Here is a 12,748-nt window from a genome sequence, read left to right as displayed (position 1 = left end):
TTTTATCATTGTTTATCCGTGTTCATCTGTGGCTTTTTTAGCTTGTTCATTTCTTTGCTGTTAAAGAAAAGGCTAACAAAGGGTGGGACTGTGTCATCCCGAGCGTAGGCGAGGGGTTTTAGAGATGTCTCGACGGTGCTCGACTGACAGGTGATTAAAACGCTGTGTTTCTCTGTGTACTCTGTGGTAAAATTTAGTCTTTTAACTTCCAACCGCTGCGCCATAGTGCCCAACAGGCGAACATTGTTGTTGCGGTAGCTAGGGATACGATAAGCACAGCTTGGCTAGGGTCTGTGTCGCCTACGTTTAAGAAACCGTGGCGGAAGCCGTCAATCAGATAAAAAAATGGGTTGAAATGGTTGGCAGTTTGCCATGTTTCAGGGAGTTGTTTGACGGAATAAAACACACCCGATAAAAAAGTGAGCGGCATAATGATGAAGTTGTTTAAGAGCGCCATATCATCGAATGTTTTCGACCACATACCACCAATCATGCCCATACCACCCATAATAATACTGCCACACACACCGTAAAACATAATCATCCAAAGATGTTCGATATGCATGTTGGTGAATGGTACAAGCACCAACAATAAAACCACGGCAACAATAAATGCGCGGGTGACAGCGGCAGCCAAGAAGGCAAGGGTGACTTCAAAAGCAGTCAGTGGTGCCATCATCAAGAAAATTTGCATATTCATCAACTTGCCGACCATGATGGAGCTGGATGTGTTGGCAAATGCATTTTGCATCATTGCCATCATCACCAAACCTGGGATTAAGAAGTTAAAATATGGCACATCCAAATCGGGTACGGATCGTTCACCCATGGCATAACGAAACACAATCAAATACATCACTGCCGTTAACGCTGGCGCAACAACGGTTTGCATTTTGACATTTAAAAAGCGGCGCGTTTCACGAGAATATAAGGTCCAGCAACCATACCAATTCATGCGGTTGCTCCATTGTGGGTGATACGTAAAAATACGTCTTCCAAGTCTTCATCTTGGATATTTACTGATACTGCTTCACCCCAACAAGCCAAAGCTGCTTGGTAGGCATCATTAAAATTGGTATGTCCTTCGCATTTTTTAAGGCTTAAAATAACTTTATTTCCTTGGGTTCTCGGGCAAAAATCAGCAAGTTTATTTTTGATGTCATCACTGATGACCTTGGTATCAGCGTATTCCAATACCAAGGATGAACTGCCAACATTATCCAATAAACCTTTCATAGACTGCGAGGTGAGTAGTTTACCTTGGTTGATAATGGCAACATGGTCGCACAATTCTTCAGCTTCTTCGAGGTAGTGAGTGGTTAATAGTATGGTTGTGCCATTGTTGTTGAGTTCACGCATGAATCCCCATAAACGTTTTCTAAGCTCTACATCTACACCAGCCGTTGGTTCATCTAAAATGACCACTTTGGGTTTGTGTACCAAGGCTTGTGCTACCAGTAAACGTCTTCGCATGCCGCCTGATAACATACGGGCATTTTTTTGTGCGTGTTCTGCAAGCTCCAAGTGTTCTAAGAGTTCATCTATCCATTTTAAATCGGGTTTAACACCAAACATGCCTGACATAATTTTGAGAATATCACGCGGATTAAAGAAGGGGTCAAAAGCAATCTCTTGGGGGACAACGCCTAAACGCTGTTTGCACCATTTACGCTCTGTAAATAAATCATGCCCTAAAAAACTGACTTCACCAGCACTTGGTTTGACAGTATCTGCCAAAATATTAATCAGGGTGGATTTACCCGCACCATTAGGGCCGAGCAAAGCAAAAAACGAACCTTCAGGTACAGTTAAATCTACGCCTTCTAGGGCTTTTTTACCGTTGGAATATGTTTTGGTGAGTTGTTTAACCGCTAGGGCAATGCTCATAGTTTGTGAAGTTTAATACTCCGCAGCGGCATGACCACAGCCAGCACCTGTATCAGCAGGGGTGAATGACTTACCACAACCACAAGTTGAACCTGCATTGGGATTTTTAATCACAAAAGATTCGCCTTGTAAGGAAGTTTGATAATCCACTTCAGAGCCTTTAAGCATATCCATGCTCATTTGGTCTACCAAGAGGGGCACACCAAAACTTTCAACAACAGTGTCGGTATCTTTTACATCATCGTCAAAAGTGAAACCATATTCAAAGCCTGAGCAACCGCCACCCGATACAAAAATACGAAGTTTAAGGTCTTTGTTTTCTTCGCTATCCATTAAGGATTTCACTTTCATAGCAGCACTTTCGGTCATTGAAACAGACATAAATACACACTCCTTTTTTCCCGATTATATGGCGTAAAATACTTCGGCACAAGTGTTGCTTTCATTTGTTTCGCTCGACTTGGTATTTATTTTAATTTACGTTGGGTCTTAAAATGCAAGTATTTCAATAAAAACAAGTGATTACGGATCAAGGATTTTTTAACCTTGGATCAGCCGCTAGGAAATAACACATTGATACGTCAGAACCTTATGTTTATTGAAATGAACGGCGAGAAATTGTTTTTGAATTGCATAATGAAATTGGGCAAAACTTAACGGCTATCCGTATCTCTGCGTAGTTGATGCATAAGGTAAAGCGAAGCTAGGAAAACGCACCTTGGCGGAGAGTATTGTCTCCCTTACGGATCAATTGTATACCAGTATGTATCGGTTATACCCTAGTAATTTGGATAAGTTTGGTTTGTAGAATTCACCACAAGATTTAATGGCTTTGGCGAGCCCCTAGTTTATGTAGACAGCTAAGAGTTTCTCATCATACTTATTTGCAAACCTTACAGGTGAGAGTCTATTGTTGTTCCCATGATGACGTACTGGGTTATAGAACAATTCAATATAACCAAAAATATCTGAGCGAATCTAAGGCATTGTTTTATATATATTTTCTTAATACTCTCGGTTTTTAGTATTGAGAAAAAGCTTTCAGAAACAGCATAATCATGGCAATTACCTCAATACAATCCCAAATTGATGATATTATCCACGTAACGTATGAAAGCAAAATATTTACTGCCCACGCGATTAAGCTAGGCATTAAGGTTATTTGACCAAACGTACGTAGCCTGATGAGTTGATTAAGGAGGTACGCTTGGTGGATAAGGCGCGTTTATATTGAGCTTTCTTTGGCATAAGGCTTAGTCATGTCCAATATATCAAGATCTGCTTGATATTTTCAGTTCGCGTGAGTTCGAAGTGTTTGCTGTTTTGGCAGAAGGGGTGTCAGTAAAGGATATTTCGTCCTTGCTTAACTTGAGGCCTAAAACTGTTTGGGTACATCGTATGCATATTATGAAAAAATTAGGTGTGTATAATTTATCAGCTATTACATGTTTAACGGTTCGCCATGAGGTGATTGTAGTTTAAGCAAAAGAAATGGCATTGCTTTTGCTTTAAATTGTAAAACTTTTAGAAAAATAAGCTCAGTGTTGGAGTTGAGAATGGTTAATATCAAAACATGGTTTGCAGAACTTACAATTGTCGGACGTTTACGTTTGATTGGTACAGTTGCTGTTATTGGTATGTTGGTGGCGGGTGCAGTTCACAATAGTTCAAGTAATCAAGTGCGTGAGGTCACGGTTAGAGTAACCGATGCCATGCATCTACAAGGTGTACTAGGTAGGTTGTTGGGAAATGTTTTTGTTGAATTTGAATCAGCTGCTCGGTATTTAAAATATAAAGATAAACAAGGGAAAGAAGCATGGCTAGCGTATTCAGCAGATAATGATAAGGATATTCAAACATTGGTTCATGGTCTTCCGACCACTGCGTTAAATCAAGAGACGGTCAATTTACAGCAAGCTATGCAGAAGTTTGATAGTATTTTTGAGCAAGCTGCGGTTGAGCGTGAAAAATTAGGTTTGAATAAAAATGATGGGCTTACCGGTCAGTTGCGGAAAGCTGTACATAATGTTGAGGCAAACCTGAAAAAATACAACAAAAATAATCTTATGGTTTCTATGCTCATGTTAAGACGGCATGAAAAAGACTTTATGCTGCGCCAGCAACCCAAATATGTGGACAAGTTTCACAAAGAAGTACAAAGATTTAAGACCCTGCTACGACAATCAAACTTAAGCATGCAAGTGAAACATAATATAGAAAGAGATATGGGGGAATACGAAAAGTCATTTGAAAGTTATGCTGAAAAACTTTTAAGTTTGATTCAAGTTGAAACAGAACTGGAGAAAATTTACCAAACTGAGCTTAGTGCGGAAATAAAGTTATTAGACCAAGGGTTCCAATCTTATCTTGATAAATTATATGAAGAGCAGGCTGCTCGACAAACATCTCAAAAGTATCAGTTTTGGGGAATCTTAACCATTGCTATTGTATTGATTACTCTTTTAATTGTTAGGATTGGTAAAACCATTACAACACCGTTAAATAAGGTTGCAGAAGCTATGGATGTATTGGAGCGGGGAGAAATTCGCGAGGTATCATATCCAATGAAGGGAGCAATAAGTGAGCTGTTAGATTCACTGAGAAAGTTCCAAAAACAATCTGTGGAAAGCAATATGTTAAAGCAAGTTGTGGAGTCTTCACCACAAGCCATGATGCTTGCGGATAAGGATTCATTGGTGATTAGTTATATGAACCCAGCGGCGCTTGCATTGTTTCAGGGTATTGAAGGTGCATTGCCATGTGCTGCTTCAGAATTGGTAGGTAAAAACATCGATATCTTTCATGAAAAACCATCACATCAGCGTCAAGTTCTCAAAAATGAACAGTCATTTCCGATGTCTGCATCGTTTGAAATTGCTGATCGAACCATTGAATTTAGTGCACATACGATTAAGAATATTGATGGTGACTGGGTATCTATTTTGGTATCTTGGAATGATGTAACCCATGCTGTGCAACTGGCCAAAGATTTTGAGACTAATATTGGGGCAACAGTGGATGAATTAATCGCTGCAGCAACACAAATGCAATCATCATCCGAAACGCTTTCAGCGATGGCTGAGCAATCTTTAGGGCAAGCAACCAGTGTGTCTGCTGGTGCTGAAGAGGCGAATCATAATGTTGCCAATGTGGCATCAGCAACAGAGGAGCTTTCCTCTTCGATTTCTGAAATCACACAGCAGGTACAAGGTGCTGTGGATATGTCGTCACAAGCTGTGTCTGAAGCAGAAACGACCAATAAAACCGTCGCTAAACTATCTGTAGCATCGCAAGAAATTGGTGAAGTTGTGGGTGTAATTACAGATATTGCAGAACAAACCAATTTACTTGCACTTAATGCAAGCATTGAAGCTGCTAGAGCAGGTGATGCAGGGCGTGGTTTTGCTGTAGTGGCAGGAGAAGTGAAAGAACTTGCAAATCAAACTGCCAAAGCAACTGAACAGATTTCCTTGCAAATAACAGCGATTCAACAGGAAAGCCAAGGGGCGGCAACGGCAATTGAAAAGATTGGTCAAACCATTCAAAAAATGAATACTATCAATGAAGCTATCGCTATGGCAGCCAGTGAGCAGAGCAGAGCAACACAAGATATTGCACAGAGTGTTCACCATGCATCCGATGCAACAGTGCGGGTGACGACTGCCATTTCGGATGTGCGACAAGCAGCTGAAGATACGGGTAGATCAGCCAGTGAAGTAAAAAGTGTATCGTCATTAATTCGACAAAAAGGAGAGTCTTTATCGGCTCGTGTGACTGATTTTTTAGCCAGCTTGCGCAACCGTTAGACAGGTGTTGCGCAGACGACAAACTAGAGCCTTTTGTTGGTGTTGTTTTGACAACACCACCAGTTACGGCACTGTTAAATACAGTGGTGAAACCTACGTTATCGATGGCAAGTTGTAAGAGTATTCAGGTGGCTGAGAAAACAATAAAATTTGAAGCTGAAGATGTTCAACAAGCCAAAGCTGAGCAGGTTATAGCTGATGTGAATGCAGTAGTGAATGAAGGTTCACGAAATCAAGTTAGTGTTGAAACATCGTCTGTTACAAAAAATGATGTTGAAAGTTCCAACTTAAACCATCGCAGTTCATCGTGGTCATCAGAGTGGATGGCGCGTTTATCGGGTCCTCATTCCAAACGTGAATGGTTATTATTGGGCGAACGTGTCTTTTCGCATCCCCGTTATGCTGTTATTGTCATGATTGCTTTGGGTTTATGCGTGTTTGAGCGCTATTGGTTTGTTATGGCACCGCTGGCGATCTTTTTTACAGTGGAGTGGGTGCTTCGCTTTTGGCTGCAAAAGGAAAGTGGCTATCGCAACAAAATGGAGCTGTTTTTTCTCTTTTTTGATGGCTTAGCGACTATCAGTATGTATGCCTCGTTGTTGATGCCAGCAGGTTTGTTGGAGCAGGGCATTTATTTGCGTATCGCAAGGCTATTCCGTGGCATGTATATGTTACGGATGTTGCGTATTTTCCGCTTTTTAACCTTTGATACTTTGGTGTTTTCATTGCCATTTTCTTTGGTGATGGTGGGGCTTGCAGCTCTTGCTTGGGCGGTGTCTAGTATTGGTTTGTATATTGGCATGATTTTGTTGATTGAAACCAGTTATCGCTGGTATTCTTTATACCGCGTTTTATCCGCTGGAAAACGCAGACGGTGGGAAGTCTTTTTTATCGCCCCTGATATGTTTGCTGCTATTGCTTTGATGGGTATTGTACCTGAATTAAGTAGCACTTGGGTTTTGTTACGCCTCGTTCGTTTCCTTATTATGCTCAATCCCTTGGGTAATATTTGGCTTGCCGTGAAAAAAGTAGTGGCTAGACCTGAAATTCGCCGTGAAGGCAGCATGTTGGCAGCCATGTTTATGGCATTCATGATTATAGGTTTTATTGCCATTTGGTATTTTTATCCGCATATTGATATTAATGACGATGGTGATGTGAATGCTGGGGATTATGCGCCGTTTCAGGTGTTGTTATTTGTCTTTCGTTTGATGATAGACCCTGGCGCTGCACCCACGGTGGCATTTACACCTTGGTTAACGGGTTTGACAGTTGTTTTGGTGCTTTCAGGTGTGTTTTTCTTTGCTTTGGTGGTCAGCCTTGGCTCGAATGTGATGAAATATATGTTAGACGAGCTTGCCAATAGCCCACTTTCAGCGCGTGAACACTTATTGTTTATGGGATACAATGAACAGGCTATGCCCATTTTACACAAGCTTGGACAACTGGCGGCAAGGTTGCGTTATTCTTTTCCTTCAGTGTGGATTTTTCATGATAAAGTGGTGGATGGTGCGGCACAAGTGGGTAGTTGGTTAAGTGTGCGCGAGGTGCAAACGGGAAGTCGCGCTTTGATTGAACATTTTAAACTTACAGGTATTACTCAATTTATTGTATTCATGCAGAAACAGCATGAGCCAGATACAGCCAAGGTTGCGGATATTCACCATTTGGCACGTGAGTTGGATACCGATGGGTTGGTGGTTACAGACAGTCGGTTACCCTTAAGTTTATCCCAAGTTTATGAACATTCATTGGCAATGCATGTGGTGGACTCATCTTCGATTCGCGCCCGTATGTTGTATCAAATGCATCATTGCAGCCATATGCCAGAGTTGGGTATTCATATGTTTGATGTGGTGTCGGGGGAAACAGGTTTATACAGCATGTCGTGGCAGTTTGAGATTGTAACCAGCAGTGCGGGTGCTGCAATTAAATTTGAAAATGAACAACTGTTGCTCGAACCTTGGTTAACCAATTGTTTTGGTTTGGGGCTGAATGTGTTGGCAGCACGGCGACATGATGGAATATTTATTTTGTTCAGTGATTTGGTCAAACACAAAAAAGATGAAGCTTTTGAAGGCATCATTGCTTTGGGCAGAGATAGAATTTTATGGTCGGGTATTTTAGAGCAAAGCTTTGATTTAGGGCTTATGCCTCATGAAAATCAATTGCAAACCTTTACTTGGCCAGAAACTTGGGATTTATCCATGATGTTTTTGGGTTGGCACCCTGGTTTGCCAGCCATGATTGAAGAGATGGCAGAGCGACATCATAAGCTAACATGCCATGTTTTTAGTACCCATGATGAAACATTGTTAACAGCACAAATGCGTGCTTTGCGAAGTGTTGAAGAACATGTGAAAGAAAACATATCATGCACCTTAAATGTGTCGGTTCATGCATGGGATGGTTTGGATACCGAAGTATTAAGCAAACAACTTCGCGGTTGTAAAGTTATCATGTTTTACCCTGAAAGTGGGGAAGAGGGTAATGAGGATTCGATGTTGGAGCTTTGGTTGCATGAAGTGGCATCCATGCTCTCTGCACGCAAAGAACAAGTGAAATGGTGGACACCACCCAAACTGATGGTCTTGCCGCGTATGGCAGAAAATATTGAAAGTTTGGTTAATGCTGGTCAGCGCTACCCACTTTTGGATGTGCGGGTTGGCTCGCCTGATGCGTTCCATGATGTGTTTATGGCAAGGCAATTGCTTACACAAGCAAGAAAGATGCAATACCCTGAGGAAGCTGTTGAAGATAAGTATGCTTATGACTTTATGGACAATATGCTTGGTGATGCTGTGTTGGTGGAAGATGTAGAAGCGATACACTTGCTTGAGGGTGGGAAACAACCCAGTTGGGAGTCGGTTTATCGGGAAGCACTGCGCCGTGGTTGGATGCTGATGGCATATTTGAAACATGATAAGGATACAGATGCAAAAAGTTTGTTTCATGCTTTGGATCATGTGTTTCCTTTGCATTCAGGGCATGTGGGTAATATGCAGTTGTTGGCGGGCTCACCTGTGATGGAAATGGATGCGCCCTATCAAACGGCTTCATTTTTATTTTGTCGTCGTGGTGTGTTGAATAATGACGAAAACGAAGCTGAGCAAACATTAACGCTCAACACAGAAGAAACGGTTGTTGCTACCAACACACCAGTTGAAGCCCAAGAGGAAGTAGTAAGAGAAGAAGAAACGTGTGAAGCGGCTCCAAGTGATGAAGTGATTAAAGAAGAAAACCAAGACATACAATCCGTTGCAGTGGTTGATATGGCTGTTGAAGGAGAAGTGATGCGTGAATCAATTTGGCCTAAGCAGGTAGATAAACGTTTGTTGCGGGTATTGGAAAAACAAGTGCAAGGCTCAGTGGAGCTATTGGCAACAAGCAGTGAAGAGGGTTTGGTAAAACTCATGGATATTTTGGAAATGGGTGTAGCTCCTGAAGTGGAAGCCAAGCTGATGGAAGCACTGACCGATTTACAAAATATCGATCGGGTAAACCAACGTCTGAACAATGTGAAATCATGTTTGAGTGAATGGGCAGATGCACAGCCTGAAGCTACAGAAAAAGCAGCTTGGGAAGAAGAAGTTGCCAAACGTTATGTGATGGAAGAAGAGCGAATTGTATTGAGAGGTGAGTTATGAGTGGTCCACGGATTTTAATTGTTGAAGACTCGGCAATGGTAAGAATTACAGTGAAACGAACACTGATGTCTGTTGATTTTGGTGTGGAAGAAGCCAAAGATGGACAAGAAGGTTTGGATAAAGCAATACAAGCTGAAACACCTTTTGATTTGATTCTAACCGATTTAAACATGCCCAATATGGATGGGTTAACCATGATTCAAAAGTTGAGAGAAACAGAGGCTTATGCACACACACCAATCGTGATGTTAACGACGGAATCTGGCGAAGATAAAAAAGCTATTGGGCACAACTCAGGTATTTCAGCATGGTTGGTTAAACCTTTTCAGCCTGAAGCTTTAATTGAAACAGTCGGTGGCATGCTTTTTTAAGGCACTGCAAGTGTTGCGTCGTACAAATGTAGGAGAATGGACATGGATGAAGAACTCTTAGGTGAATTTTTAACAGAAAGCAATGAAAGCCTAGAATCCATTGAGCAGCAGCTCATGGATTTGGAAGCTTCCCCTGATGATTCAGAGCTTTTGGACTCTATCTTTCGTGCCATTCATACGGTGAAAGGTAGCTGTGGTTTTCTCAACTTAAGCAGGTTGGAAAAAGTAGCCCATGCAGGTGAGAATCTATTAAGCCGTATTCGAGAGCTTAAGTATCATGTGGATGAAGATATTGTATCCTTACTTTTGGAGTGCGCAGATGCAATTAAGGATGTGCTCACAGGTTTAGAAGAAACAGGGCAAGAACCCGTTTTAGATCATGATGACTTGATTGAGCGTTTACAAGCATGTGAGAAAAAGGTGATGGGTTTGGATGAAGGTCAAGAGGGGGGGAGGTCAGCGGGGGGAAGGTCAACAGGGAGGCGATGATCATGGGCAAGCACCAATGGAAGCTGAAAATGTTCAGGTTGCGCAAGAACAAGACAATAAAGCTGAGCCTTTGACATGGTTGCAAGGTTTTGAAGATGCGGTGATTGCAGCCATGATTGCCAACAACCTGACGACGGCTTCGAGTTTGATTGAGGCTGGTTTTGCAACTTTACGTAACCTTGAGCCTTTGACGCCTGCGGATGCCTTGAAAATCTTGGGTATGGCTAGGGCGCGTGTGGAATCGGGTGAGGATGTAGAAGTAAGTGTGTCCGTACACACTGAAAGTGGAAGCAAAGAAAAGCCAACGAAAGCGCCAAAATTGGAAACCAAAAAAAGTAATGAAACGGTGCAAAGCAGTACGCAAGAGTCTACGGAAACTGTGGCAACGCCTCCCGCAGTACAAAACAAAACACTAGAAAGCAAAGCCGTGCAAACGACATCGCAAGAAAAAGGTGTGAGTAAAACCAAACAAAAACGACCTGTAAGCCATGAAAGTATTCGTGTGGATATTGAATTGCTAGACGAGTTGATGAACCAAGTTGGTGAGCTGGTGTTAACTCGGAATAGTCTGGTGCAGATGATTCAAGCCTCTGGCTCTATGGAATTTGTGCGTATTGGTCGTGATGTGGATCAAATTACTGAGCAGTTACAAGAGCAGTTATTGCGTACACGGATGCAGCCCATTCAAACTATTTGGAGCAGTGTGCCACGTATTGTTCGTGATATTGGTAAGCAGTTAGATAAAAAAATTAAAGTGGTGATGGAAGGTGAAGATACCGAGCTGGATAGAACCATATTAAATGCGCTTAAAGACCCACTCACTCATATTATCCGTAATAGCTGTGACCATGGTATTGAATCGCCCAAGGTTAGGTTAGCGGCTGAAAAACAAGCAACGGGTATACTTAAGCTTTCAGCGGTACAAGAATCAGGGTTTATTGTGATTACGATTCATGATGATGGCGGTGGCATTGATGCACAACGCATCAAGGACAAAGCGATGCATATGGGTGTGATCAATGCAGAGCAAGCAGCCAATATGACTGACAAAGCTGCTTTACAGCTTATTTTTAATGCAGGTCTTTCCACCGCAGAGAAGGTGACTAATTTTTCAGGGCGAGGCGTGGGTATGGATGTGGTACGCACTGAAATTGAGCGCGTTGGTGGAAGCGTAGATATTGATAGTGAGCTTGGTAAAGGCACTACACTTCGGATTCGTATTCCGCTTACCTTGGCAATTATTTCAGCCATGATTGTGGTTTGTGAAGATAAACGGTTTGCAATTCCTCAGATGAGTGTGCAAGAGTTATTAAGCGCACCCAAAGATTCAGATGATTGGCGGGTGATTGCAGGGCAAGTTTTTTATCGTTTACGTGGGAAACTTTTACCCGTGTTACGTTTAAATGAAGCTTTGGGTTTATCTGATGCCAGTGATACAACTTTATCAGGCTCTATCGTCGTGGCTGATATTGGTGATAGAACGTATGGGATTTTGGTGGATGAAATTCTTGGTGCCGAAGAAATTGTGGTCAAACCGTTGGGTATTCATTTTCAACATCTGAATTTTTATGGTGGCTGTAGTATTTTGGGTGACGGTACGGTGATTCCAATTTTTGATTGCAATGGTTTGGCATCCATGATTCAACTTGAAAGCGCGCCTGCCGAAGCGATTGATTATATGGGTGAGCATGATGATGGGCTGGCAGAAGAACGGCAACATGCATTGGTATTTACCCAAGGTGAGCAGCGTTTTGTGATTCCAATGACTTTAATTGAGCGTTTGGAGTATTTTGAAGCATCACGCATTGAAAAAACGGCTTCGGGTGAGGTCTTACAATACCGTGGTGATGTGGTTCGAGTGCTGCGTTGGGGTGAAATGTTAGGGAAAAAACCTGCCGTATCTACGGGTGAAGATGAGTATTGCCTTATCTTAGCTGACAATGGAAAACGTATGTGTTTGCAGGTTGATCAAGTGGTGGATATTTTAGAAGTAAGTTTTGAAATTAAGCAAATTTCAGATACACCGCTTTTATTAGGTACAACTGTGATTGAAGGCATTGCAACCGAAGTGGTTGATGTTTTTGAAGTGGTGCAAAGAGCAGATCCAAACTGGTTTGTTCCCACGCATGACCAAGCCAAGAAGTCGGTATTGTTTGTTGAGGATTCACAGTTCTTCCGGCAAATGGTTACACCTATTATTGAATCCTTGGGTTTTGTGGTGCGTACGGCAGCGGATGGTACCCAAGCTTGTAAACTCTTGGAAGATTACACACCAGACTTTATTTTAACCGATATTGAAATGCCGATTATGAATGGATATGAGTTGGGTAAATGGGTAAAAATGCAAGCGCACTTGTCTGATGTGCCAGTGGTTGCGTTAACAGCACAGCAAAGTATTGATGAGCAACAAGCCAAAACGTTGTTTGACCAAGTGCTTTCGAAAAAAGATAGCACGCAATTGGCTAAAGAATTAAAGCAGGCTTTGTCGGTATACGATGTGCTTGAAGCACAAACGAAAGATGTACAGCCAGCTATCACTGTGAGTTAA

At 42.0% G+C, this 12,748-nt stretch carries 9 protein-coding genes and 1 pseudogene; 6 read left to right on the top strand and 4 right to left on the bottom strand.

The features are described 5' to 3' along the window. Positions 1-193: 193 nt before the first annotated feature. From DM09_RS08545 to DM09_RS11745, 4 genes and pseudogenes are all read right to left on the bottom strand, one after another. Positions 194-955 carry an ABC transporter permease gene (locus DM09_RS08545; protein ID WP_038249938.1) on the bottom strand — a complete coding sequence of 254 codons (762 nt, stop codon included), beginning with the start codon at positions 953-955 and terminating at the stop codon, positions 194-196. Continuing rightward, positions 952-1,887, bottom strand: a complete 936-nt coding sequence (locus DM09_RS08540; RefSeq protein WP_038249935.1) for an ABC transporter ATP-binding protein — start codon at positions 1,885-1,887, stop codon at positions 952-954. The genes DM09_RS08545 and DM09_RS08540 overlap by 4 nt, the downstream gene beginning before the upstream one ends. Positions 1,888-1,899: 12 nt before the next feature. After that, the gene (erpA, locus tag DM09_RS08535; RefSeq protein WP_038249934.1) at positions 1,900-2,268 is read right to left on the bottom strand and encodes an iron-sulfur cluster insertion protein ErpA; all 369 of its coding nucleotides are present in this window, start codon (positions 2,266-2,268) and stop codon (positions 1,900-1,902) included. 462 nt (positions 2,269-2,730) lie between these two features. Beyond that, a pseudogene (locus tag DM09_RS11745) lies at positions 2,731-2,957 on the bottom strand (IS3 family transposase); the annotation flags it as partial. 196 nt (positions 2,958-3,153) lie between these two features. On the opposite strand from DM09_RS11745, the gene DM09_RS11870 reads away from it, so the two are divergent. From DM09_RS11870 to DM09_RS08505, 6 genes are all read left to right on the top strand, one after another. Continuing rightward, positions 3,154-3,369, top strand: a complete 216-nt coding sequence (locus DM09_RS11870; RefSeq protein WP_081881171.1) for a response regulator transcription factor — start codon at positions 3,154-3,156, stop codon at positions 3,367-3,369. 74 nt (positions 3,370-3,443) lie between these two features. After that, positions 3,444-5,693 carry a methyl-accepting chemotaxis protein gene (locus DM09_RS11170; protein WP_051938335.1) on the top strand — a complete coding sequence of 750 codons (2,250 nt, stop codon included), beginning with the start codon at positions 3,444-3,446 and terminating at the stop codon, positions 5,691-5,693. Positions 5,694-5,740: 47 nt separating this feature from the next. Next, on the top strand, positions 5,741-9,340 hold the full coding sequence (locus DM09_RS08520; protein WP_038249932.1) for an ion transporter: 3,600 nt from the start codon (positions 5,741-5,743) through the stop codon (positions 9,338-9,340). Then, positions 9,337-9,711, top strand: a complete 375-nt coding sequence (locus tag DM09_RS08515) for a response regulator (RefSeq protein WP_038249930.1) — start codon at positions 9,337-9,339, stop codon at positions 9,709-9,711. The genes DM09_RS08520 and DM09_RS08515 overlap by 4 nt, the downstream gene beginning before the upstream one ends. A gap of 42 nt (positions 9,712-9,753) precedes the next feature. Continuing rightward, positions 9,754-10,200: an Hpt domain-containing protein gene (locus tag DM09_RS08510; RefSeq protein ID WP_038249927.1), complete on the top strand. Its 447-nt coding sequence runs from the start codon at positions 9,754-9,756 to the stop codon at positions 10,198-10,200. Further along, positions 10,145-12,748 carry a hybrid sensor histidine kinase/response regulator gene (locus DM09_RS08505; RefSeq protein ID WP_081881169.1) on the top strand — a complete coding sequence of 868 codons (2,604 nt, stop codon included), beginning with the start codon at positions 10,145-10,147 and terminating at the stop codon, positions 12,746-12,748. The genes DM09_RS08510 and DM09_RS08505 overlap by 56 nt, the downstream gene beginning before the upstream one ends.

The organism is Ghiorsea bivora, assembly GCF_000744415.1.
GTDB classification, from domain to species: Bacteria; Pseudomonadota; Zetaproteobacteria; order Mariprofundales; family Mariprofundaceae; genus Ghiorsea; species Ghiorsea bivora.
The sequence above is the reverse complement of the archived record's forward strand: the minus strand, read 5'-3'. Positions and strand labels throughout refer to the sequence as shown.